Origin of the sequence: Cytobacillus sp. FSL M8-0252 (genome assembly GCF_038007345.1) — a bacterium.
GTDB lineage: Bacteria > Bacillota > Bacilli > Bacillales > Cytobacillaceae > Cytobacillus > Cytobacillus kochii.
Map to the genome: position 1 here is coordinate 4,381,398 of NZ_JBBOWZ010000001.1, position 24,310 is coordinate 4,405,707.

27 protein-coding genes are annotated in these 24,310 nt (G+C 38.0%); 2 read left to right on the forward strand and 25 right to left on the reverse strand.

Annotated features, from left to right (window positions below; all coding sequences use genetic code 11):
* Nucleotides 1-586: 586 nt before the first annotated feature.
* Together MKX83_RS22200 and MKX83_RS22205 are read right to left on the reverse strand one after the other, a co-directional pair.
* Nucleotides 587-997 carry a single-stranded DNA-binding protein gene (locus MKX83_RS22200; protein ID WP_307318234.1) on the reverse strand — a complete coding sequence of 137 codons (411 nt, stop codon included), beginning with the start codon at nt 995-997 and terminating at the stop codon, nt 587-589.
* Between the two features lie 184 nt (nt 998-1,181).
* Nucleotides 1,182-1,652, reverse strand: coding sequence for a DUF7878 domain-containing protein (locus tag MKX83_RS22205; protein WP_322909829.1), 471 nt, complete (start codon nt 1,650-1,652; stop codon nt 1,182-1,184).
* 180 nt (nt 1,653-1,832) lie between these two features.
* Between MKX83_RS22205 and MKX83_RS22210 the strand changes: the two genes are divergently transcribed.
* A complete protein-coding gene (locus MKX83_RS22210) occupies nt 1,833-2,264 on the forward strand; it encodes a YwpF-like family protein (protein WP_095371620.1) in 432 nt (143 codons plus the stop codon).
* 131 nt (nt 2,265-2,395) lie between these two features.
* Here MKX83_RS22210 and MKX83_RS22215 read toward each other — a convergent pair whose 3' ends face one another.
* The 7 genes from MKX83_RS22215 to spoIIID form a co-directional block, all read right to left on the reverse strand.
* Nucleotides 2,396-2,668 (reverse strand): hypothetical protein, encoded by a 273-nt coding sequence (locus MKX83_RS22215; protein ID WP_095371619.1) that lies wholly within the window; start codon nt 2,666-2,668, stop codon nt 2,396-2,398.
* Between the two features lie 182 nt (nt 2,669-2,850).
* A complete protein-coding gene (gene fabZ / locus MKX83_RS22220) occupies nt 2,851-3,273 on the reverse strand; it encodes a 3-hydroxyacyl-ACP dehydratase FabZ (protein ID WP_095371618.1) in 423 nt (140 codons plus the stop codon).
* A 147-nt stretch (nt 3,274-3,420) separates the two neighbouring features.
* Nucleotides 3,421-3,702: a DNA-directed RNA polymerase subunit beta gene (locus MKX83_RS22225; protein ID WP_095371617.1), complete on the reverse strand. Its 282-nt coding sequence runs from the start codon at nt 3,700-3,702 to the stop codon at nt 3,421-3,423.
* Nucleotides 3,703-3,716: 14 nt separating this feature from the next.
* Entirely contained in the window at nt 3,717-4,553 is an 837-nt protein-coding gene (locus MKX83_RS22230) for a flagellar hook-basal body protein (RefSeq protein ID WP_095371616.1), read from the reverse strand.
* Between the two features lie 29 nt (nt 4,554-4,582).
* Entirely contained in the window at nt 4,583-5,398 is an 816-nt protein-coding gene (locus tag MKX83_RS22235) for a flagellar hook-basal body protein (RefSeq protein ID WP_095371615.1), read from the reverse strand.
* 147 nt (nt 5,399-5,545) lie between these two features.
* Nucleotides 5,546-6,547: a rod shape-determining protein gene (locus MKX83_RS22240; RefSeq protein WP_341058054.1), complete on the reverse strand. Its 1,002-nt coding sequence runs from the start codon at nt 6,545-6,547 to the stop codon at nt 5,546-5,548.
* A 441-nt stretch (nt 6,548-6,988) separates the two neighbouring features.
* Nucleotides 6,989-7,261, reverse strand: a complete 273-nt coding sequence (gene spoIIID / locus MKX83_RS22245) for a sporulation transcriptional regulator SpoIIID (RefSeq protein ID WP_095371613.1) — start codon at nt 7,259-7,261, stop codon at nt 6,989-6,991.
* A 653-nt stretch (nt 7,262-7,914) separates the two neighbouring features.
* On the opposite strand from spoIIID, the gene MKX83_RS22250 reads away from it, so the two are divergent.
* Complete coding sequence (locus MKX83_RS22250) at nt 7,915-8,571, forward strand: LysM peptidoglycan-binding domain-containing protein (RefSeq protein WP_095371612.1); 657 nt, start codon at nt 7,915-7,917, stop codon at nt 8,569-8,571.
* Between the two features lie 78 nt (nt 8,572-8,649).
* On the opposite strand, the gene MKX83_RS22255 is transcribed toward MKX83_RS22250, so the two are convergent.
* The 16 genes from MKX83_RS22255 to MKX83_RS22330 all read right to left on the reverse strand — a co-directional run bounded on the left by MKX83_RS22255 (nt 8,650) and on the right by MKX83_RS22330 (nt 24,221).
* A complete protein-coding gene (locus MKX83_RS22255) occupies nt 8,650-9,516 on the reverse strand; it encodes a M23 family metallopeptidase (protein ID WP_095371611.1) in 867 nt (288 codons plus the stop codon).
* Between the two features lie 201 nt (nt 9,517-9,717).
* Nucleotides 9,718-10,749 carry a stage II sporulation protein D gene (gene spoIID / locus MKX83_RS22260; RefSeq protein ID WP_095371610.1) on the reverse strand — a complete coding sequence of 344 codons (1,032 nt, stop codon included), beginning with the start codon at nt 10,747-10,749 and terminating at the stop codon, nt 9,718-9,720.
* A gap of 478 nt (nt 10,750-11,227) precedes the next feature.
* Complete coding sequence (gene murA, locus MKX83_RS22265) at nt 11,228-12,544, reverse strand: UDP-N-acetylglucosamine 1-carboxyvinyltransferase (protein WP_095371609.1); 1,317 nt, start codon at nt 12,542-12,544, stop codon at nt 11,228-11,230.
* 33 nt (nt 12,545-12,577) lie between these two features.
* Nucleotides 12,578-13,327: a YwmB family TATA-box binding protein gene (locus tag MKX83_RS22270; RefSeq protein WP_095371608.1), complete on the reverse strand. Its 750-nt coding sequence runs from the start codon at nt 13,325-13,327 to the stop codon at nt 12,578-12,580.
* A 219-nt stretch (nt 13,328-13,546) separates the two neighbouring features.
* Nucleotides 13,547-13,783, reverse strand: a complete 237-nt coding sequence (locus tag MKX83_RS22275; RefSeq protein WP_095371607.1) for a DUF1146 family protein — start codon at nt 13,781-13,783, stop codon at nt 13,547-13,549.
* 209 nt (nt 13,784-13,992) lie between these two features.
* Nucleotides 13,993-15,492, reverse strand: coding sequence for an NADH-quinone oxidoreductase subunit NuoN (gene nuoN / locus MKX83_RS22280; RefSeq protein WP_341058059.1), 1,500 nt, complete (start codon nt 15,490-15,492; stop codon nt 13,993-13,995).
* Nucleotides 15,493-15,499: 7 nt separating this feature from the next.
* Nucleotides 15,500-16,993: a complex I subunit 4 family protein gene (locus tag MKX83_RS22285; protein ID WP_341058062.1), complete on the reverse strand. Its 1,494-nt coding sequence runs from the start codon at nt 16,991-16,993 to the stop codon at nt 15,500-15,502.
* Nucleotides 16,993-18,858, reverse strand: coding sequence for an NADH-quinone oxidoreductase subunit L (gene nuoL / locus MKX83_RS22290; RefSeq protein WP_341058064.1), 1,866 nt, complete (start codon nt 18,856-18,858; stop codon nt 16,993-16,995). Before nuoL ends, MKX83_RS22285 begins: the two co-directional genes overlap by 1 nt.
* 48 nt (nt 18,859-18,906) lie before the next feature.
* Nucleotides 18,907-19,221, reverse strand: coding sequence for an NADH-quinone oxidoreductase subunit NuoK (gene nuoK / locus MKX83_RS22295; protein ID WP_095371603.1), 315 nt, complete (start codon nt 19,219-19,221; stop codon nt 18,907-18,909).
* The gene (locus MKX83_RS22300; RefSeq protein WP_341058068.1) at nt 19,214-19,729 is read right to left on the reverse strand and encodes an NADH-quinone oxidoreductase subunit J; all 516 of its coding nucleotides are present in this window, start codon (nt 19,727-19,729) and stop codon (nt 19,214-19,216) included. The genes nuoK and MKX83_RS22300 overlap by 8 nt, the downstream gene beginning before the upstream one ends.
* Nucleotides 19,726-20,145, reverse strand: coding sequence for an NADH-quinone oxidoreductase subunit NuoI (gene nuoI / locus MKX83_RS22305; protein WP_095371601.1), 420 nt, complete (start codon nt 20,143-20,145; stop codon nt 19,726-19,728). Before nuoI ends, MKX83_RS22300 begins: the two co-directional genes overlap by 4 nt.
* Nucleotides 20,146-20,160: 15 nt before the next feature.
* The gene (gene nuoH / locus MKX83_RS22310) at nt 20,161-21,168 is read right to left on the reverse strand and encodes an NADH-quinone oxidoreductase subunit NuoH (RefSeq protein ID WP_095371600.1); all 1,008 of its coding nucleotides are present in this window, start codon (nt 21,166-21,168) and stop codon (nt 20,161-20,163) included.
* A complete protein-coding gene (locus tag MKX83_RS22315) occupies nt 21,168-22,268 on the reverse strand; it encodes an NADH-quinone oxidoreductase subunit D (RefSeq protein ID WP_224936751.1) in 1,101 nt (366 codons plus the stop codon). The genes nuoH and MKX83_RS22315 overlap by 1 nt, the downstream gene beginning before the upstream one ends.
* 6 nt (nt 22,269-22,274) lie before the next feature.
* Entirely contained in the window at nt 22,275-23,342 is a 1,068-nt protein-coding gene (locus tag MKX83_RS22320; protein WP_341058072.1) for an NADH-quinone oxidoreductase subunit C, read from the reverse strand.
* Between the two features lies 1 nt (nt 23,343).
* Nucleotides 23,344-23,856: a NuoB/complex I 20 kDa subunit family protein gene (locus MKX83_RS22325; RefSeq protein ID WP_157733862.1), complete on the reverse strand. Its 513-nt coding sequence runs from the start codon at nt 23,854-23,856 to the stop codon at nt 23,344-23,346.
* Nucleotides 23,847-24,221, reverse strand: a complete 375-nt coding sequence (locus MKX83_RS22330) for an NADH-quinone oxidoreductase subunit A (RefSeq protein ID WP_095371596.1) — start codon at nt 24,219-24,221, stop codon at nt 23,847-23,849. The genes MKX83_RS22325 and MKX83_RS22330 overlap by 10 nt, the downstream gene beginning before the upstream one ends.
* Nucleotides 24,222-24,310: the final 89 nt, after the last annotated feature.

Consider the following 24,310-nt stretch of genomic DNA (forward strand, 5'->3'; position numbering starts at 1 on the left):
TAGAGTACTAAAGTACCAATTTATGCTAATTTGCCTAGTAAAATATAATTATTTTATAATTCGAAATATTTTTTATTAATGAACCATTCACATATACCCACTTTTTCCTCTCTCAAAATAAAAACAAACGGGAAATCATAAATGGTATAGTGGAGAAATGTAACTATAACAAGCGCACTTGTTTTCAGCATAAAATGATAAAGGAAACGAAAAATGATATATTGTCATGGTCCTATTCTGCTAAGTCTGTTATTGCACCCTTTTGCTACAATGCTTTTAGCCTTCCTATTTGAGTGTGGGGTTTCTCCATTCTCCACTTGCTTCCTTATTTTGTTGACTTCAAAATTTACTTTTAAATATCCTATACGTCCTAATACTTACAAGAAAAAAACAGTGCGATAGGCACTGCTTCAAGTTGGGGATATTATGAGGATGTTCATTGATTCTTTCTAATAGAAGGTAATAAGGGGATAAAAGTAAATTGAGGTTCCTTTAAGCTCTTTTTCTTCCTCTATCATACGATTCTTTCAATATACATTCTAATTGTGCCAGTCTACTCTCCATCTCACTCATTCGATAGTTTGCATTACCAAGCATTTTGATAAGACTCTCTATGAGTGTTTCCATCACTTTTTGTTCTTGAGTCATCTGGATTCATCTCCTCCCTTTGTTGTTTTTCTTTCTTTCGATTATCGAGGAAACGTACTTGCTCGACAATCACTTCCATCACATACTTCCTTTTTCCATCCTTTTCATATGATCTTGATTGTAATCTGCCAACAACACTTATAAGTGACCCTTTCGTACAATACTGAACGAGATTTTCCGCAGATTTATGCCAAAGTGTACATTGAATAAAATCAGTTTCTATCTCTCCATTTTGATTGCGAAATTGACGATTGACCGCAACCGTTATATTTGCCACCGACCTTCCATCTGATACAAGTCTTAAATCCGGCTCTTTCGTTAACCTTCCAACAATGCCAACTTGATTCATCATCCTCCTCCTTTCTGACACTAGGTTAATATAGCTTGTATAACTTGTAAAAAAACGGAAAAATAATTTTCATTTACGACAGGCTTTCAAAACTGCGGATAGACGGTCAGAATTTAAATTTTCCCATAAAAATATGGCAAAAAATTAACTTTTGCAATAAAGGTAAGATAAATTTCGACAAATTTCAACATTCTTCTCTATAAGGAATATGAGGCATAAATGAACTGATTTTAATATCAAAATAACGTTCTATATCGTTTTTTAAATTTCCTTCTAGTAAGCTTAGCTCGTTTACAAGATATTGGTGGGCAAAAACATTATAAACCTCAGCTTCTGGCCAGCTAGTGTTCAATCGTGCTAACCGATGAAAAGGAATCATTTCCAAAATAGCTCCTTCATCATACTCAATTGAAAAATAATAAAATGCCGCTTGTTGATTTTTCAACCATTTTTTTTGCCATTTCGCCAATGCTTTATAAAATTCAAAGGCAGGTAAATCTGCTTGGAAATATAATTGATTGTTAATCTTTATTGTAAAAAAAATATCAATCGACAGAATTTTTGCAGTGTCACGTTTATCGCTTGCTGTTATTTCATTGGGAGAGCATGTGAAATGGTATGTAAAATATAAGGTATTGGTCCGATATTTTTCCAATATTTATCTCCTTCAAACTGTTTTCCTTAAGCATATCCTATTTCTTTTTATATGTGTAAAGGGGACCTAAAAAGGGGTAAATAAACTATAACTTACCTTTTGTAAGATATTTTCGTTTTGTATATCTTCTATGATATAATTTAGACAACTCAGTTAACTTTTGAGAAAGGGAGGGGTCGCATGAAGACATTTAAGCTAGTTTCCATGCAGGTTTGGGATGAGGATGAGTTAGTAGATGTCGAATTGGAGGACGGACTCATTATTAATAAAGAGGATGAGAATAGTCGGTGGCTACTCGAGGCCTTTATTGATAAAAAGCACCTTTCCTTCTTTTCCAATCTCCGCAAAAAAGAAATCGATGTACCGCTACAAGTAGTAATTACGAAAAAAGATAATGATCCAGCACATTTCATTACTAAAATTGCATCCATTAATGAATTTGAAGAACATATGAGTGTCCTTTTCTTAGGGAGCATTCGTCATAAAAGAAATGAATTCGCAGAGATATTACTTAGTGACCTCGTTTCTAAAGGGTTAAGTGGCGAAAAACTTCTTGCTGAATTTAAAGGCCAAATGAAAAGAGCACAAAGATTGACGAGTAATAAAAAATAAGGAAAAGCTAATATATGCTTTCTCCGAGGATCTCCACCCGATTTTTCGAGATGTTCATACTCGTAATATTCGCGTGGATATCTTTAAACTTTAATGAGGCTCCGATTGTTTAATCGGAACCTCTTTTTTATTTACATATTATCTTTGTTTTCTTCGTCCGCAGGTGCATCTTCATTTAAATTTTCATCTGTATTATTGTCATCTTCAAGCATACCATCATCATCATTGTTTAGATCGTCTTGATCATTATTATTAATGTCATTTCCATCCTCTAATTCTGCTGGCTCTTCAATATTATCATTATCTTCTGGCGGTGGCTCTTGCTCATTGTTTGCTCCACAACCAACAAGCATTGTCGCCGCTAAAGCAGATGCAGACAGTAATTTTAACAGCTTTGTATTCATGGGTAAAACTCCCTTCCAATTTCAAAAATTTTTGACCTCTATTGTGGTCTTTTGTTATCGTTCCCGAAAACCTGAACAAAATTTCAAATTGATTGATTGTAAAATTTTCCGCCTGTGATAGTGCCTTGCAGAGAAAAAAAGAAGTAATGCCCTATATAAAGCGGGCATTACTTCTTTTGATGTTATTTCAATGCAAACATCATTTCTGTTTCACAAACTAGTTCGCCGTCGACGGTTGCAACACCTTTTCCTTTACCAATCGGGCCCTTCACACGAGTCATTTCGACCTCTAATCGCAGCTGATCGCCCGGCTTCACTTGTTTTTTAAATCGACATTTATCAATCCCAGTGAAAAAAGCGAGCTTTCCTTTATTTTCTTCTTTTTTCAGCATCGCCACTCCGCCTACTTGTGCTAATGCTTCCACAATTAAAACACCAGGCATGACGGGGTAATCAGGAAAATGGCCATTAAAGAATTCTTCATTAGCCGTAACATTTTTAATGCCAATAGCTCTTTGACCTTCTTCCACTTCAAGGATTTTATCTACTAATAAAAAGGGATAACGATGAGGAATAATTTCTTTTATTTCATTAATATCAAGCATTTTTAGTACCTCCTACTAATAATAGGTATAATATTAATTATTATTGTACTAAAAAAAAGCCCAAATGCAAAGATAAAACAATTTCATTTTCAAATTCTTAAAATAAGTCAAAACAAAAAGGAGGCATATACATGCGCTCCCCATTCTTCAGTTCTCTTTATTAACCAAATCAATCATATGCATCCACGTTTCTTTTTTAAAAATATCTGTTGCCTGGCCATCACCAAGCACACTATATCCGAACGCTGCACCCGCGATGATACAAATGGCAAGTAAAACTAGCACAATAATAATTCGTAGCCAGATCGGTATAAGTCGCACTCTAATTCGGTTCACTGTGGTTTTATCTTCACGTGTAGTAGTTGAATTATGTTGCGCTTTTTGTTTAGTTATTCTTGTTGACGAATCTTGCTCGTTATTAAGTGACATCGTTTTCTTCCCCTTTAACGAATTCCATTAATGAGGCCCATCATTTGATCAGCCATCGTTATTGAACGTGATTGAAATTGGTATGAACGTTGTGTGTTCATTAGGTCGGTCATTTCCTTTGAAAGGTCGACATTTGATTGTTCTAGGACACCTTGTGATAGTGAAATATCGCCACTGAACTGCCCAGCTAAATCAGTATAAATATCAATGCCATCCATTTCAGCCTCTGCAGGCAAGCTTAACATATTTTCACCGATTTGTGTTAAATATTGTGGTTTATGTACGACCGTAATCCCAATATTTACCGTTTCAATGTCTCCATTAGCAGTATGAGCTTGGAGTCTGCCTTGCTCCAATAATGTAAACTGGTTTACATCTGAAGAAAAAGTAATGGGTTCATTATTCTGTCCTAAAACGGCATCACCATTCCCAGTTACAAGCATCACTTCATTATTCCCTGACGGCGTAAGATGGAAAGAGCCGTCTCTGGTATAACGGATTTCAGCACCGTTTTCGGTTTGTTGAAGAATGCGGAAGTATTGACCTTCTCCTGTTAAAGCGAAGTCTAATGCCCGATCAGTTGATTTTAGACTGCCTTGTGTGCTCACTAGCTTAGCTTGGGCAAGTTTAGCCCCTACACCTTGTCTAACGCCTTCTGGAGTCATTCTCTGTACGCCCATTAGTTCTTCAGCAGGTTGATTATTAAATTGTTGAACGAGAAGTTCACCAAAAGACGCTTCTCTTCTTTTAAAACCTGTAGTATCGACATTCGCCATATTATTGGCGTGTATATCCATTTGCTTTTGTAATTGTGATAAGGTGTTTGTTGCTGTAATCATTACACGGTTCATTTCATCGCCTCCTTATAACTTCCTGGTTGTTATCCAAGACGGCCAACTTCGTTTACTGCTTTCTCCATACTGCGGTCGTATGCTTGTAACACTTTTTGGTTGGCTTCAAACGTACGATAGCTTGCCATCATATCTGTCATCGTTCTTGAGGTATCAACATTGGAACGTTCTAAGAAACCTTGGTGGATACGAAAGGCTACATTACCGTAACCATTTTGCAAAGCAGTATTATCTTCCGTAGCGAAGAGTCCATCTCCTTGTTTTAGAAGATTCTCTGTTGTTTCCGCATAAGCTACGCCAATTCGTGTGGTATTTCCAGCTGCATTTGTTAAATACCCTTCATCATTAACGGTAAATGATTCACTACCTGGTTGGATTCTGTTCCCGTTTGTATCTAAGACGTATAAACCACTTGCTGAAGTCAAATACCCTTGGCTATCTAATGTAAAATTACCATTGCGTGTATATTTTGTATTCCCATCTTCACCAGCAACAGTAAAAAACAATGCACTACCGTCCGGAAGATTACCATTTTCAAGCGATAAGTCTGTAGCCAGACCTGTTTCATTCAAATCACCCTGGGTATATAAAGGCATTGCTTCTTGTAAATATACACCTGTACTAATACTTCCAACTGTTTCGTTAACTGGTATACGAAATCCGTTTTCAGTAGGGATATTTTGACTATCTATTCTTTGCAGTAACATATCAGAGAAACTGCTAATTGCTGTTTGATCTGCTTTAAAACCAGGTGTATTTGCATTGGCCATATTGTTAGCTAACATTTCCGTTCTTCTTTGCTGCGTTAACATACCTGATGCTGCAGTGTAAAACCCTCTAAACATATCGGTCACTCCCGTATATTATCGTCTCCCTTTTATATCGGAAAGGCTGCATAATTAATTAACATTATTTACTTAGAGGTAAATGCATTCCTCTTCAACGAAAAGGCTGGCCTATAGGAGAATCATTAGGTCAGCCTTACTCATTTGTTAACTTAATTTTTTCCGTGGTAAACGATCAATGTTATCAAGCATAATTCCAGTTCCAATTGCGACACAGTCCATCGGATTTTCAGCAATGAGAACAGGTACTTTTAATTCTTCAGCAAGAAGCATATCGATACCATGAAGCAATGCTCCTCCACCAGTCAGAATAACGCCACGATCAATAATATCTGCTGATAGTTCAGGTGGTGTCCGCTCTAAAACGCTTTTTGCAGCTTGAACAATCACGTCTACAGGCTCTTTTAAAGCTTGTTCGATTTCTTTTGAATGAACAGTAATTGTGCGAGGTAATCCAGAAACCATATCACGTCCACGAATTTCCAAGCTCTCATTTCTAGAGTCAGGGAATACTGTTGCAATAGAAGTTTTAATATCTTCAGCCGTACGCTCACCAATTAAAAGCTTATACTCCTTTTTAATGTATTGGAGAATTTCATTGTCAAATTTATCACCGGCCATTTTAATTGAAGAAGATGTAACAATATCACCCATAGATAGAACAGCCACATCCGTTGTTCCTCCACCAATATCTACGACCATATTACCACTTGGTTGGAAAATATCCATTCCCGCACCAATTGCAGCAACTTTCGGTTCTTCTTCAAGATAGACTTTCTTACCGCCACTTTTTTCTGCGGCTTCTCTAATCGCTTTTTGCTCGACACTCGTTACATTTGTAGGGCAACAAATAAGAATACGTGGTTTAGATAGAAAGCCCTTTACATTTAATTTGTTAATAAAGTGCTTAAGCATCGCTTCAGTTACATCAAAGTCAGCAATAACACCATCTTTTAGCGGGCGAATAGCAATAATATTTCCAGGCGTTCTCCCCACCATACGGCGTGCTTCTTCACCAACAGCTAGTACTCTATTCGTGTTTTTATCAATGGCTACAACAGAAGGTTCGTTTAATACGATCCCTCTTCCTTTTACGTGTATCAGTACATTTGCCGTACCTAAGTCAATTCCAATATCTCTTGCAAACATTGTTCCTAACTTCCTCCTCGCAACTAAATCTTCTTCTCATTTTTACAGTTCAAATGGCTTAATAGGCATGTAAAATGCCTTTTGTGTTTTTTGCTTATGTAAGCAATCTATCATTGATTTTTCGTTTCCGCACGAATATTTCCCCATACAAAAGCCTTTCTCAAGCAACCTGAGAAAAGAGTTGTTTTATGTATATCCTAGGGCTTCCACGTTAACAAAAGCACATATCAAGTTCATTATATCCTAGTTAATTATTTTAGCACATCTCTAGGAGAATAAATAACTATTTGTCAAAATATATTGTGACTTTTTAAGGAGAAATTGTCGAATTGGTTGATTCTTGGGATAAAAGCTGGTGAGAACACTTTGAAGTAATAAAGGAGTGATGGTTAAACGGGCAGATGGTGGTTGTATCTTACCTCCCTCTGCCCGCTTCATACATTATTTGATGGGTTCTTCTTCAAGCTCTTCTTTTTTATACTTTAACTTTGTTGCTTCTCCCCCTCGCAAATGACGAATGGACTTATGATAATCTAATATTTCTTTTACTTCATTAGCAAGGTCAGGATTTATTTCAGGCAATCTTTCTGTAAGATCTTTATGGACTGTACTTTTGGATACGCCAAACTCCTTCGCAATTACGCGAACCGTTTTTCTCGTCTCCACGATATACTTTCCAATCTTGATGGTTCTCTCTTTGATGTAATCGTGCACACTACTCGCCCTCCCTAAATTGGATGTGAGAAGTGTGAAATGAGACTCGTTTTTACTTTGTCTTATAGTGTGTTTTTTACTAGTTGTTAAAAGAGTAGCAGGTAAACCTGCCGAGCAGTAGCTAAACATATCCTAGAGATTATACAGCTGTTACTAAACAAACGACCCCTCACCTCAAACATTCTCTTTGTAAGGTTTGTAACAGTTTATTAGCTTGGATTAAAATATATGCACAAAAAACACAAGTAGGACAAGTAGCTGTATGTTTTTTTCATTTTAAGCAATCTTTTTCAAGAAGACATTCTCTATAAAACATGGTTGTTATTTAATACCTGCGACTTATGACTTAAAAAAGGGTGATTAGACCTGATTATAAATTCTTATTTTTCGACAAGTTTCGCAAACCCTTTTTCTTACTCTATATTACAAAAGAGCATTTTTTAGTTCTAATCACTCAATTAAATGTATTTCAGTAACCAATGAAAAGTGATAAAAGTCCATACATAAAATCCAAATACCCAATTCTTTATAATGAACAAGAGATTCTTTATTCCTATTGTTGTTTAATCCATCCCTGACTTACACTAAAAATCGAGCCAATAGATAAAACATGGTTATATAACAATTATTTTCCAATTGAAGGGTGATTTATTTTGACAGTGTTAAAGCCACGGAAAGAGAGAATCTTTGAAGCGAGACAAAGAAGGATGAAAATAAGAAGAATGAAATTAACAGGCATCTTGGCTGCTACAGTCATTATTCTTGCTGTCATTTTCAGCTTGAATGAGCAATCATCAGAAGCCGCTACTTATAAAGTTAAAAAAAATGATACACTCTATCGTATTGCCAAAAAACATAATCTTTCTGTCGAAGAATTAAAAATACATAACCAACTTGTAGACAATTATATTACTGTAGGGCAATCGCTAGACATTCCATATCCTACAAACTATCAAGGTTTATCAGGTGAACCATTTATACATATTGTCGCTCCTGGGGAAACATTATGGAGAATTGCCGGTAGATACGGACTAAGCGTTGAAGAATTAAAAACACTCAACAACCTTAAAGATAATCATATTAACGCTTTTCAGCCATTAACCATCATTGATGAAATGTATACATCGCAAGCTAAACTTATTGGAGCTGCAGATGATCGTGTGCTCGAATTCCAAGCCGATGAAGAGTTCTTCACTTTACTGGCACCTCTACAGTCTGCTTCTAGACTTCAAGCATTTACTGGTCAAGATTTATTCATTACATATAAAAAAAATTCATTACTATCAATACATTCTACTCAAACACCATAAGAAATAAAAAGGGAAATATTCACGAATGAATATTTCCCGAGAAATGTCGAAACTTTTCCATTTTTGTCTCAACATTATTTATGATTCTTGTGAATCCGAAGAAGTATCAGCGTCTGTTTCATCTTCATTGCTTGCACCATCATCTTCTGATTGGCCTTCATCACTTGGCGCAGCATCTGATTCATCATCAGCACTTTCCGTTGAACCTTCTTGGGCTGCATCTTCAGCAGGTGTACTCTCTTCAGCTATTTCAGCTTTTTCCAATTGACTTAACGTTTTACCAACAAACTCTTCTGGGTTTACAGCTACACCATCTTTACGGATTTCAAAATGTACGTGCTCTCCAGCTTCTTGGTTAATTTGGCTTTGACCAGATTGAGCAATTGTATCTCCTTGCTCCACTACACTACCTTCTTTTACTTTCATATCAGTAATGGATTGGTAGCGTGTCACAATTCCTTCAGCATGCTGAATTTCAACGACATTACCTAGTGTTGCATCTTCTTCCACCTTAGTAACTGTTCCACTTAATGCTGCACGAACTTCAAATGTTTTCCCATCTTCCATAACAATGTCAATACCTGCATTTGGTTGGTATGTGTTATTGTAGAATACCAAAGCTTCTTCTTGAGCCGCTTCCTCACCATGTACATCATAGAATTTAGTTTGGATTACTGCTCCGTCCGCTTTTTCTACCGGTAGCACAAAGTTCTCCATTGCATTATTTACTTCAACTGCATCCTCATTACCTTTGCCAGTAAGATCTGTCTCACCGTAATCGAATCCATCTGTGTCTGAAGCATTTTCATTGCTGTTTTGGAACCATAGAACGCCACTAAGTATGAGTGCTGCACTCGCGATGTAAATTGCTGGATAAGCCCAACGTTTCTTCATAAACTTTTTAAAACTAGAATCTTGAGAAGTCTTTTTTTCTTCCTCTCTCATTTTTCATCACCTCTGGCATCAGTTTGAACAGATTCCAGAAGATATATACATCATCTAAAAATTTTTTTGGATTTATTTTTTACTAACTCGATTTTTATATACATGTTTTATCAAAATAATTATTTTCTGAATACTTAAGTACTAAGAGATCTACATTCAAACAGAAAACAAACAGCTCCGATTGAAGCTGTTTGTTTAAACTTACTTTTGTGCAGTTAATTTTGCCACCATCGTATCAGATTCACTTATTTCGATTCCTTTATAATAATAAGAAACGATTTCTTTATATGATTTACCTTCTTTCGCCATACCGTTTGCACCATACTGACTCATGCCAACCCCATGTCCATATCCTTTTGTTTGTATATTAATCTGATCGCCATTTCTCTTCAGGGTAAAGTCAGTTGATTGCAATCCTAATTTCATTCTAACATCTGTTCCTTTAATCATGGTTCCATTAATATTTACTTTCCCTATTCGATTACCATCTGTTTTCTCAACAATTTTAGCAACAGTTTGACCCGAAGGTACTTTCACATCTAATTTTTTTTCAAATTCGGACACAGGGATAGAGATTTGATCAGCAAATTTTGGTGTATCAATGTCCCAGGGGCTTTTGACACTTTTTAAATACGGGGTCGCATTAGCCCAAACATTTTCTGCATTTTCCGTATAGCCATTACTTGTTGAAAAGAACGCTGCTGTTATAGGATTACCATCATAGGTAAGAATTTGCCCACTTGTTTCTTGAACTGCTTGCGTAATTTTCTCGATTTTCCAATCATAATCGGACTTCCATATTTTCTTGAGCTCTTCTTTGTTTTTAAAAACTTGATCATCAGTGGAATCAGTAATCATGGCACCATCTGGTAATGAACCCTCATCTGCCAGTAGATGCTGCATTGTATACGTTCGCGCTGCTAATGCTTGTGCCTTCAACGCCTCTAGCTCAAACTCAGCAGGCATCTCAGAAGCAACAACCCCAATAAGATAGTCTTCAAAAGCAAAGGTTTCCACTTTGTTGGCATCGGTACGGTAAACAGCCACATCAACTGCAGGTTCCATCGAGGTGAAAGGTGTTGCCTCCCCCTTCTTCTTCTCCGCAGTTACAGTTTCTCGATTCTCTTGCTTCTCATCATTTCCCAAAGGAAGAACTACTAGTAAGGCTGGAATAATTAATACAAGTGTAAAGAGTAATGCTGATAGTACGATGAATGGTTTGAATTTTGTCATATGCTAGCCTCCATCAAGATTCACGTCTCATTCAATCATATGGTCGAAATAGAGCCATTATGACAAAATCCCACTATTGAATTTCTCTAGTAAAGTAGCTATTTCTTGTGTAATGGTAGAGATAGAGAACCGAGTGAAAATGGAGTTAGGGCTAATTGCGAGAGCTAAATGTTCACCTTCACTATGGTAATGAATAGTTTTGAGTCCACAACCAAATCATAGATAGAGTCCTACAACACCTAAAAAAAATTGTGGATGAACCTTTGTCCTTTTTTGCCCTCAATCACATCTCGATGGTTATGTGACTTCATTTGTGCGCATTTCCTGTTTGCCCAACATCTCATCAGTTTTATATACTCTGTGCACCCATTCCCTAATATAACTTGGCTTTTTTGATCTCACATATATGTACATCTACATTTTCATCCTTAGCTAAAAAAAACCACCAATCTCTAAAAAGATTAGTGGTTCGCCATTTTTATGCATTCAAATCAGTAATGATGGTTTGTTCAGTTGTAGACATATCTTCGTCTGCTTCAGTCACACGTTCAATGTCTGCACCTAAGCTCGCTAGTTTCTTATGGAAATCGACATAGCCACGGTCAAGATGTTTTAATTCTGTTACACGTGTTATGCCGTCTGCTACAAGTCCTGTTAAGATGAGAGCAGCTGCAGCACGTAAATCGGTTGCGGCAACTTCTGCACCTTGTAGGTTGGATGGTCCTTCCATAATAACAGAGCGACCTTCGATTTTCACATCTGCATTCATGCGACGGAATTCTTCCACATGCATGAAGCGGTTTTCAAATACAGTCTCCGTAATAACACTTGTGCCTTTGGCATGAAGCAATAGTGCCATCATTTGAGATTGCATATCTGTTGGAAAACCTGGGTGAGGCATCGTTTTAATATCGACAGCTTTAAGTTCTGACGGGCCGATGACGCGAACGCCTTCTTCCTCTTCGATAAACTGAACGCCCATTTCTTCCATTTTTGCTATTAAAGATGTTGCATGTTCTGGTACAGCGCCTTTGACAAGAACATCGCCGCCTGTAATGGCTGCTGCTACCATAAATGTACCTGCTTCAATTCGGTCTGGAATAATATGATGCTCAGCACCAAATAATACATCCACACCTTCAATACGAATCGTTCCTGTTCCAGCACCACGAACTTTTGCACCCATTTTATTAAGGAAGTTCGCAAGGTCCACAATTTCTGGCTCTTTTGCTACATTTTCTAGAATCGTTGTACCCTTTGCTAATGTAGCAGCCATCATAATATTTTCTGTTGCGCCTACGCTAGGAAAATCAAGATATATTTTCGCACCATGCAGTTTTCCTTCTGGAGCTTCTGCTTCAATAAAACCGTTGCCAACCTTAACTGTTGCACCCATTGCTTCAAAACCCTTTAAATGTTGATCTATCGGGCGTGAACCAATCGCACAGCCGCCTGGCAATGCTACTCTTGCTCTTCCATTTCTCGCTAATAGTGAACCCATGACTAAAACAGATGCACGCATTTTTCGAACATATTCAAATGGTGCTTCTACTTTTAACTCTCTAGATGCATCAACAGTTACTGTATTGTTATCAAACCCCACTTCGGCGTTTAAAAAACGTAATACTTCATTAATTGTATATACATCGGAGAGAGTTGGGACATCACGAATTACGCTTTTTCCATCACTTGCTAACAATGTTGCAGCGATTACCGGTAAAACAGCATTTTTTGCGCCTTCTACTTTGACTGTGCCACTTAACCGATTTCCGCCGCGGACGATGATTTTTTCCAAAGTGTATTCCCCTCCGCGTCCATTTTCTCTATATTAATATTCAATCGTTATGATGGGTGTGCCGATAACAATAGTTGTCTTAGCGCCCAACCCTTCTTTTCTTAAGCCAATTTGTAAATTCATATCTTTGCCATCCGTTGTAACAGACTCTTTGAACATAGGTGAATATGCCGATGTCGAAATAAATTGCTCTTCTTCTAACGCTTCTATTTCTTTCGCATTAAATGTGGACAATAATCCGTTCATTTGTTCAAGCATAGACTCCCTCATATTACCATCATAATGACCAATGATACAAGAGAAAATATTGGGTTTTTTAGTAAAAATGTCAGACATCTGACTTTTCATATAGTTCCCCATATTTTCCTGGATACTGCCTTCGTAGCCAGCACCTTTCGCCTCATAAATGACATACGTTTGTACATTGTTTTTTGTGTCGGTTGAAAGTATTTTTATCGTTTCAGTCAGATCATTTTTTTTAAGCGTTCCTATGACTTCATATCTTTCTTGAGATTCCTTTTGGACAGACCATTTCCAGTCCGTAAAACTCTTTTTCATCTCTTTAGTATATGCTTTTACTTCTGCAAAGGTTTGTAGTGTTTCCAAGTTTTCCCTTGCATGAACTGACCATTCTTGAATCAAAATATTCTCGTCCTGTACAGTTTGAGCGATTTGTATTAGTGAAAGCTCTTCTACAGATGCTGCATCCGAATGATTGCCGAAAATAATCCAAACTAACCCGACAATTCCCATTATAGAAAATATAAATGAATACTTCTTCATTTAACTCCCTCCCTTACTACCATTGTTACCAAAGGAGAGATCGGCATACTTGGGAATTATCGTCACATTTTGACATCCACTAGTTGAGTGAATATTAAGTCAGATTATATGTATAGTTTTAAGAAAATTTATAGCAACATCATGCATTGTACTCAAACTTTGAGCAAATGAAAACATGTACGAAGACCTATATTTAAGGTCTATTTTTTGACAAATGGATTATTGCAAAATAAATGGAAGTTGTTGAGACCAAAGAAGATAATCAAGCACAAAGTTACCGACAATCGATCCAAGTGCGATCGATAACAATACATATAATACCCTTGCTTGCAAAACATGGTTCGCCTTGATCCACGTATCAATTTTAATCGCTTGCAAAGCATACCAAGCTACAGCAATAAATATTAAATGTACAATAATACTAACCAATGCCTGTTGGCCAAATCCAGAGATCACATGACCCACTCCTTCAATCAAAAACTACACCATTTATTTTAACTCAAATCACCTTCAGAAAGATAGCACACACCCTCTTAACAATTGACGTTTTTGTTTCAGTTTTCGTTTCACCTAAATTTATTTTTCCATAATTTACTTTACTTTAAGCTCTTTGCTTTCCATAAATAAAAAAGAAGAAGGAGCTCTCCCTTCTTCTATACCCGTTTCTACTGTAAGAAATCATAAAATGATAAAAAATTTTGATGGAGGAAATCATAAGCTAATTGTGGAAAAACGCCTAGTAATACTGTCATCATCACGCAAATACTTATGATAATGCCATTCAACTTCTTCCCACTCATTTGAAAATTATGATTCGCTTCTCGGAAGAAAGCGTAAATAATCAACTTAAAATAATATATATAAGATATCACCGTAGTGGCGATTAGGATAACAGCTAATAGATAATGCGTTGGTTCTGTGCTTAATGCGCCTAGAAAAATATTCAGTTTGCCAATAAACCCTGATGTTCCTGGTATCCCCGCTAACCCTAGCATAGTAAGTGCGAGTGCAACAGCTAAAAGGGGAGCGCGTTTGGAAAGCCCAGACAATTGCTTTAGCTCTTCAATATTCATTAATTGTAACAAGGAAAAAACAGCGATTGTCATAAATAAATAGGCCGTTAAATAAAACCAAATCGTCTCTACCATAAAGGCGGAGAAAGCCGTTACCGCAACTAATAAATATCCCGCATGTGCAATGCTTGAATAGGCAAGCATCCGCTTAATCTTCGTTTGCCTTAGTGCCACTAAATTCCCCCATATCATCGTCACGGCAGCAAGAACGGCTAAAAAGTTTTGCAGCGCCATTAATAAAGAAGAATTGTTACTCACATCCGGAATATGATAAAAAACCGTGATGAACATTCGAATGATTAAAATAAACCCTGCTGCTTTTGAAATAATACTCAAAAAAGCGGTAACTGGTATCGGCGCTCCTTCATAAACATCTGGTGTCCACATATGAAAAGGTGCTGCAGCGATTTTAAATGCTAAACCAGCTAAAATCATCAGAAAAGCTAGTGCTAATAAAAATAGATGTTGAGTATTCGTTAACTCTTGAAGCCTACCCGCCATTTCTAAAATATTGGTTGTCCCAGCAATCCCATATAAATAACTCATACCGAACAAAGTAATAGCTGTGGCAATTCCACCATTAATGACATATTTCATTGCTGACTCGTTTGAAGGGAGATGCTTCTTTCTTATTCCTACTAATATATAGGATGATAAGGTCATTAGCTCTAAACCTACAAAAAGAGTAATTAAATCAGCGCTGGAGGACATAATCATCGCACCAAGTAATGCCACTAAAAATAAATAGAAAAACTCTCCCCTGAACTCCGTTAATTCTTCTTTCGGTTCATATGAAATAGCTAACAACAACACAAAGCCGGCAGCAACTAATAACACTAATTTAAAAGCAATCGCAAAGGAATCTAATCGGAAGGTGTCATAGAGGATCGCAAAAGGTGTGTCCCCTATGAGTGTAAGTAAAAAGATTAAAGCTGCAACGATACTTCCTACACCAAGCCAACCGAGCCATTTCCGATGAAACGACCTCGGTAGAAATAAATCTAGGAGGGATAGTAGAGTAGCTGTACCAAGAATAATGAATTCTGGAACCATCGCATGCCAACTAAATGATAATAATGTATCAAGATCCATTTTTATTTCACCCCCCTAATCCAATGATGATTGATTTTAAAGTTGAACCGATAATATCTGGATAAACACCAATACCAACAATACATAAAAGCAAAATAATTGCTGGCCAAATCTCTAATGACGTCATATCTCTTACCCTTTTCACCTTCTCTTGTTGGCCAAAAGTAATCCCTAGTACTGCTCGTAATATATATACAGCCGTCAATATAATTCCTAAACATGCGATAACTGCAAGCACTGGCCATTCTTGAAATAGACCCAGGAACACGAGAAATTCCGCGACAAACCCTGACATACCGGGTAAACCTAATGAGGCGAGACCTGCTACTAACAAAAAACCTGAAGCGATTGGCATTGTTTTCGCTAGCCCATTTAAATCATCCATGGAACTAGATTGATATCTCTCGTAAAAGATACCGATAAGATAGAAGAACAAGGCGGCAATTAACCCATGTGAGACCACTTGAAACATCGCTCCTTGTATCCCCGCTTCATTTAATGCAGCCAATCCGATAAGCACGATACCCATATGCGAAATCGATGAGTAAGCTAAAATTTTTCTCAGTTCTTGTTGGGATAATGCTAAAAACGCACCATAAAGCAAGTTGATTACACCAAGTATCGCCAGCCATAAAGTGAGCGATTGAAACTGGTTAGGAAAGAAGCCTAAACCAAAATGGATGAGACCATAGGCGCCAATTTTCAACAGTACACCCGCATGCAGCATGACAATTGCTGCTGGCGCTTCAGCATGAACCTTAACCATCCAGCTGTGAAACGGCCAAATAGGAAGCTTAATCCCAAAGGCAATGAATAAGGCAAGCAGCAAGCCCGTTTTCTCTTTTGATGAAAAAACCGTTCCATCATCTGCACTTAAAATAGACATTAAGGCCTCGATATTCGCCGTACCTGTTTTAGCAAACAATACCATGATGACAACTAAAAGGATTGCTGACCCAATCCCGTTATAAATGAGCAAAGAGAAGGCTGTTCGTTCTTTTTCATATAGCCCCCATTTACCTATTAAAAAGAAGGTTGCCACTAATGTCACTTCAAAAAAGATAAAGAATAAAACTAAGTTCTCAGCAGCAAACACCCCGAGCATGCCAACTTCTAATAATAGAAATAGCATGTAATATCCTTTCCACCCTGCTTTGATCTGAAATGAAGCAAAAGCGGCTAACGTAGAGAGTAAGGCAGTTAATAACAATAGAGTAAGAGAAAAACCGTCTACTCCTAATTCATAATCAATACTGTATAATTTGCCAAAGACTTCGGGATTACCAAATTGCATCCAACTTAATTTCCCGGAATAACTAACTAATTCTACACCCATCTTAGATGAGATAATTAAGTAGATTGATAGAAAAAGAGAAGGAAGGGTACTAAGTATAGCGACTGTTTTAATCGTTTTCTCCTTCGTTTTTGCAACCAGTGTTAATAATAAGAGACCGAGAAGGGGCGCAAATACAATAATGCTCAATATAAACGGAAATCCCACTATAAGCCACCTCCTGTCAATGCAAACACTACAATCAGAATGGCTAACCCAACAAAAGCAACCGTCCCATACAATTGAGTCTGCCCATTTTGGAACTTTGAACCAAGCATGCTCAACTGTCTAATTGTGATGGTTACGAGAGAAATGAGACCTTCAATCAAATAAACCTCCACGAAATGTAGTACTTGACTTACGAAGCGGCTACCTTTAACAAAGATATACTGATACACTTCATCGATATAATATTTATTTACTACCAGCTGATACGTATAAGGAGCTCTTGATGTAAACCAATCTCGGGAAATCACTTTCTTACTATACATTAACCAAGCAAGCAAGATACCTAAGAATGCTACAACCGTGGCTACAATCATCACCCAAAGCGGACCATCGAGATGACCATGTACATTTGCAGCTATGCCCGTTGTTAACCAATCTCCTAAAAATGTTCCGAACCAAGGGGTTTGTATATAACCAGCAACAATCGCTAACAAAGCAAGAACCAGCATGGGAACAGTCATCCAATTGGATGATTCTTTTACCATTGAATGCTCTTTCTTTTCTTCTCCACCAAATACTAAGAAAAATAGGCGGAACATGTAAAATGCAGTGAAGAAAGCAGCAACGATTGCAAGCGTGAATAATAAGTAATGACCACTCACCCAGGCAGACACTAATATTTCTTCTTTACTAAAAAAGCCTGATAATAAAGGTACTCCACTAATCGCCATTGTCCCGATTAGAAAGAATGGCGCAGTCCATTTCATCTTCTTCCATAAGCCACCCATTTTCTCAATATCTTGGGTATGAACAGCATGGATGACACTACCAGCAGCTAAAAACAATAGTGCCTTAAAAAAGGCGTGTGTTGTTAAATGGAAAACACCTGCCACGTAACCTCCCACCCCTAATGCAAGCATCATATAACCTAGCTGACTTATAGTAGAATACGCTAATGCTCTTTTAATATCTTTTTGGGTCATCCCAATCGTTGCAGCAAAAATGGCGGTAAAACCACCCACAATAGCTATGGTAAGCATGGCCACCTCACTATAGGCGAATAACGGATAAAGCGCTGCTACAAGGTAAACACCAGCTGCTACCATTGTGGCAGCATGGATTAATGCCGATACAGGCGTAGGTCCTTCCATCGCATCAGGTAACCACGAATGCAACGGGAACTGACCAGACTTCCCAACGGCTCCGATAAAGATAAGAATAGCTGTTAAGGTAGCCATCGTTTCTGATAGATCACCCGCTGAGATAGCAGCAAAAATCTCATCATACTCAAAGCTCCCTACTTGCCAAAAGAGAAGAATCATACCAATGAGAATGCCGACATCACCAATTCTCGTCATGATAAATGCTTTCTTGGCAGCTACTTTTGCCTCTTCTTTATAAAAATAAAAACCGATTAATAGAAATGACCCAACGCCCACAAGCTCCCAGAATATATATGTTTGTAATAGATTGGGAGAAAGAACAAGTCCAAGCATCGCAAAGGTGAATAGTCCTAAGTAGGAGAAAAATACTGTTATGCGCTCATCTCCCTCCATGTATGCCTTTGAATACATATGTATGAGGAAGCTAACGAGCGAAACAATGACAAGCATTAGGGCATTTAATTGATTGACTTCAAAACCTGCAGTCAATTGAGTCTCCCCTATGGTTAGCCATATGAACTCTACCTTTACATTTTCCTGTGTGAAACGCGCAAATAAAACCAGTAAGGCACATATAAAACTAACTAAGGAAAGAATTACTGCGAAATCAATTTGCCCTCTCCGCCACTTCCTTCCAAAAATAAGTAGCACTAAGAAGGAGAAAAGCGGAAAAAGCGGTATGATCCATGCAATCTCCATCATTTCTTCATGTCCCCTTTTATTCATACGAATGACGTATGTTCATTCAAGCTAATTTTTCAAAGAGTTGTAATCATCTACATTGACGGATTTACGGTTTCGATAGATAGCTATGAGGATAGCGAGCCCAACTGCCGCTTCAGCCGCAGCAACTGCAATGGCAAAAAGGGCAAATATTTGACCATCTATTGAAGGCATCATGCCATACTTACTAAAAGCAACGAGGTTAATATTAACCGCATTTAACATTAATTCAATGGCAATAAGTACAATGACAGTATTCTTCTTCGTTAATGCCCCGTATAATCCGATACAAAAGAGGATAATGGCTAGTGTTAAATAGGCAGATAACGGCACACTACTCACGTTCTTCCCCCTCCTCATCATCCCGTTTCGCTAACACTATCGCACCAATAAGAGCGACGAGTAAAATAACCGAAGTTAATTCAAAAGGAATAATATATTTCGAATAAAGGGCAATCCCTATTTGCTCTGTATTATTTTCATGCAATGAAGTGGATGGTTCCCCTAGTTCAAGTTGGTATATACCTAAGTAGAAGACGAGCCCGAACCCAAGGATGGCAAGAAAGATGAGAAATTTTCTAAAGCCTCCTCCACTCGTCTCGCTCTTGTCATTATGACGCGTTAACATAATGCCAAAAAGCATCATAATTGTGATTGCACCTGAATAGATGAGGATTTGAACTACTGCAATAAATTCTGCAGAAAGCATGACGTAGATGCCAGAAATACTAATGAAAGTAAAGACGAGAGCGACGACCATATGAACAACCTTCGTTAAGTTGATCATCATAATCCCACCGCCTATAGCGATGAGTGATAAAACAATAAATATGAAAAACTCGCCGCTCATGCCTTATTCTCCTTTCGTAATTGGGTATCATTTTCATCCAACCACACAAGATCTTTAAATAATTCATCACGACTATATTCTGCGAGTTCAAAATGATTTGTCATAATGATTGCCTCAGTAGGACAAACTTCCGTACATAAATCACATAGAATACAAATTTCGAAATTTATATCATACGTATCAATAATTTTCCCCCGCTTACTTGAATCGGGATGCTTTTTCCCCGTGAGTGTAATGCAATCTGTCGGACATATATTGGCACATTGATTACAGACGATGCATTTTTCTGGGTAAAATTTTTGAATTCCCCTAAAGCGATCGGGAAGTGGTAAGGGTTCATTAGGATAATCATAGGTTAGTTTCTTGCGCGTCATATTTTTCAACGTGTATTTCAATCCTTTTGCTAATCCAAACATACCTTTGTCACCCCTTTAAAATAGATTGATCCATTCTTTTAATAATGCAGTGAGGAAGATATTCGCAATTGCTACTGGCAATAATACCTTCCAGCCGAACTCCATTAGTTGGTCGGCACGTATCCTTGGGAAAGTAACACGGAACCAAATAAGCAGAAAGATAACAACCATAAATTTAAGCGCAAACCAAACGGCTCCCGGTATAAACCCTAAATAGGGTAATGGTAGCCAACCACCTAAAAAGACGACAGTTATTAACGCTGACATTGCGAACATATACACATACTCAGCTAACATAAAGAACGCCCAACGAAAACCGGTATACTCAACAAAATAACCTGCAACAAGTTCCGACTCCGCTTCAGCCAAATCAAACGGCACCCGATTCAATTCAGCTACTGCTGCAATAAAGAAGACGATAAAGGCAATCGGTTGCCAAAGAATATACCAGCCATTTTCTTGTGCTAACACAATATCATTTAAATTCATACTTCCTGTCAGGAGAATGACACCAATGACCGACATAACTAGTGGGATTTCATATGATATCATCTGTGCGGCTGCCCTCATTGCCCCCATTAATGCATATTTATTATTCGAAGCCCACCCTGCGGTCACAACTCCGACAGTCGTAATACCAGAGACAGCAATATAATAAAGCAAACCAACACCGATATCAGCGAATTGAAATCGATCAGTGAATGGAATGATTGCTAAAACCATAAAAGCAGGTGTAAAAGCAATTAACGGCGCAAGAATAAATAATGGTTTATCTGCTGCTCGCGGAATGGCATCTTCCTTAATCAGTAGTTTCAAGACATCCGCAACTGTTTGTAATAGCCCCCATCTTCCTCCTACTTGGTTAGGCCCATGCCGCAATTGCATAAAGCCCATAACCTTTCTTTCTGCTAAAATGGCATAAGTGACAAAGCCTAGAACAATAAATAACAGCAGAACCGTTAATGCAAAATAAATGAAGAAATGGAGCCATGTCGCTTCAGAGGTTAATAATCCTTCAATCATTATCCGTCCACCTCCCCAAGCACGATATCAATTGCGCCAAGGATCGCGATTAAATTAGCCATATTCTGTCCAACTAGTAACTTCGGTAAGATTTGCAGATTATAAAAAGACGGCCGCCTAAATTTCAGACGATATGGCTCTTTCTTACCTTCACTGGCAATATAACAACCGATCTCTCCTCGAGGAGACTCAATGCGTACAAATGCTTCTCCTTTAGGCGGTTTAATGACTTTAGGAACCTTACCCATGACTTCACCTGTTTCAGGGAATTGCTCCACTGCTTGCTCGAGTATCCGTAAACTTTGTTCTATTTCCTGGATACGCACTTGGTACCTTCCCCATGCATCACCTGTATCTGCTGTACATATTTCAAAAGAAAAACGGTCGTAAATGGAATAAGGTTCACTTTTCCGTAAATCCCAAGCAAGCCCAGTACAACGTAAATTGGCTCCGCTTAAGGAATAGTCCATTGCCTCTTCTTTTGTGTATTGACCGATACCCTTTACACGATTAAGGAAAATTTCATTCCCGGTTACGAGATCTCCGTAACCCGCTAACTGCTCTCTCATGTAAGGAATAAACGCCTTCACTTTTTCTATCCAACCGTCTGGTGCATCCCACTTCACTCCGCCTACTCTCATATAATTAAATGTCAGACGGCCACCTGAGATTTCATTTAATAAATTAATGATCATTTCTCTTTCTCTAAAAGCGTATAAAAATGGACTTGTCGCCCCTAAATCAAGCAAATATGTACCCCACCAAACAAGATGACTAGCAATTCTACCGAGTTCCATCGTGATGATGCGAAGGTATTCCGCTCGTTCAGGAATGTCTAGCTCCATCATCGTTTCAACTGCATGGCAAAGCACATAATTATTTGTCATCGCGGCCAAGTAATCTAAGCGATCTGTATAGGGAATAATTTGTGTATATTGCAGGTTTTCAGCTATTTTTTCTGTTCCTCTATGGAGATAACCGATGACTGGTTTGGCATCAATAATCATTTCTCCATCTATTTTGATAACAAGACGAAAAACGCCATGTGTACTGGGATGCTGTGGTCCCACATTTAATAACATCTCTTCTGTTCTAATCATTGCCTTTTACACCTCCACATCATAAGGTTCATAATCCTTGCGGAGAGGATGACCAACCCAATCTTCCCCAAGCATAATGCGATGTAGGTCAGGGTGGTTGGTAAATTGAATACCAAGGAGGTCATATGCTTCACACTCTGGCCAGTTCGCACCTGGCCATATAGATGCAATAGAATCAACCCTTGGATTTTCACGATCCATTTTCACTTTCAAAGCGACAGACTGCTTATTTTTAAAGGAGTATAAATGAACATAAATCTCCATATATGTTTCAAAATCAGTTCCATGTAATTCTGATAAAAATTCAAAATGAAGACCACTATGTTGTTTGAATAACAAGGCAAGGGAATAGTAATGTTCTAGCTTAACAACAATAGTTGGCACATGCTTGCTCATACGATTAATATAGGAATCTTCTAAAATATCTTCTTTGTAGTGTTCTTTTACAATGTTGAGGTAACGATCTAAGATTGGTTGTTGAGGTGATGGTGTGATAGGTTCTGGCTCTTCTGTTTCTTTTGCTTGAGTTGTTTTCCCTCTTGCCTTTGCTGCTGCAGCTGCCTTTGCTTTAGCGGCTGCGATCGCTTTAGCCTTCTCTGAATCGCCACTTTCATTCGCGTTCTTTGCCTTTCGTTTCGCTGCAGCGGCTGCTTTGGCTTTGGCAATAGCGATTGCCTTTTGTTTTTCTAAGTCTTGGTTAGATGTTGGCTCTGTTTCTTTTCCTTTTGTCTCTTTTGCTTTTTTCTTTGCTATTGCGGCTGCTTTTGCCTTGGCGGCGGCCGCTGCTTTTTGTTTTTCTAGATCTTGATTGGAGGTTGGCTCTGTTTCTTTTCCTTCTGTCTCTTTTGCTTTTTTCTTTGCTATTGCGGCTGCTTTTGCCTTGGCGGCGGCCGCTGCTTTTTGTTTTTCTAGATCTTGATTGGAGGTAACATCATCTTTTGTTTGGTTCACTTCGGATACTGAGTCATGCGATTCTTCTTTTTTCTTTTCCCTCTCTTCCCGTTTTCTTTGTGCAGCTGCTCTTGCTTTTTCAGCTGCTTCCTTCTTTAACCGCTCTTTATCTTTTTCATCCAAGTCAGATCACCCGCTTTCCTGTTTTCGCCTCATAACGGATTTTTGCCTTTAACTTATTGACACCGTATATGAGTGCTGCAGGATTAGGTGGACAACCTGGTATGTACACATCAACTGGGACCACTTGGTCTACCCCTTTTACAACAGAATAAGAATAAACATATGGACCACCTGCAGTTGCACAAGAGCCCATAGCAATCACCCACTTCGGTTCAGGCATTTGATCGTAAAGCCGTCTAATTACTGGAGCCATTTTTTTCGTGACGGTACCAGATACAATCATGACATCAGATTGTCGTGGAGAAGTGCGGAAAAAAGAGCCAAAACGATCGAGATCATAGTGAGAAGAACCCACACCCATCATTTCAATGGCACAACAGGCGAGGCCAAACGTCATCGGCCATAATGAATTACTTCTAGCCCATCCTTTTAACTGCTCTAATGTAGACATGAATATATTACGCTGAATTTCAGCCATTTCTTTTTCACTCATTTGATCTAATTTTAAATCCATTTCAGCACCTTCTTTTTCCAAGCATATATTAAACCTATCACTAACATAAACACGAAAATCAGCATCTCTATTAAAGCAAATATGCCTAATTTTTCATATGCTACGGCCCATGGATATAAAAACACTGTCTCCACATCAAAAATGACGAAAAGAAGAGCAAACATGTAATAACGAACCGTGAATTGTACCCTTGAGTCTTGAAAGGGATCAATTCCACTTTCATAAGTAGTATACTTATTCTCATTAGGTTGATATGGTCGCAACAATTTCCCGAAAAATAGAGCAACTAATGGTAATAGCACACCGATAATTATAAAAGAAAGGACTATCAAATAATTATTTTGATACAGATGCCATAATTCCAATATCATCCCCTCCATAATATAGAAACTATTCAAAATTTTTAAAATGTAATCGGATACATTATAACACCCTTGCCATATTCTGTCGATAA